General features: G+C 57.5%; 1 protein-coding gene. It reads right to left on the bottom strand.

The genetic code is table 11. From position 1 onward, the window contains the following. Positions 1-322 (bottom strand): hypothetical protein (locus SLS51_RS23500; RefSeq protein ID WP_323840879.1); only part of this gene is annotated, 322 nt, incomplete at both ends.

Genomic DNA, 322 nt, shown 5'->3' with positions numbered 1-322 from the left:
TGATGCGCGGTGAGATGCAGGTCCTCGCCCTGACTGGCAATAGTGCCCTGACGGTTGTTAAGCCGGTCAGTGGTGAGGGTCAATTTCCCCTGATTGAACACCATCCCCTCATGGTTATTCAGGGTGCGGGTATGGAGCGCCAGTTCACCGGTCCCGGTCTGGTTAATTTTTCCTTTCAGGTTAGAGATATCAGGCGTCGTCAGATGGATTGCCCGCGCCACTAACTGGCCGCCGTCGTTGTTAAACTGGCCCGGCGTTTTCGCGCTAAAACGGTCGGCGTTGACGGTGGCACGAGCGGTACTTATCCCCGATTGACCGGCGG

It is taken from the genome of Photorhabdus africana (assembly GCF_035181445.1).
GTDB classification, from domain to species: domain Bacteria; phylum Pseudomonadota; class Gammaproteobacteria; order Enterobacterales; family Enterobacteriaceae; genus Photorhabdus; species Photorhabdus laumondii.
This window is presented reverse-complemented; position numbering and strand designations above follow the sequence as displayed.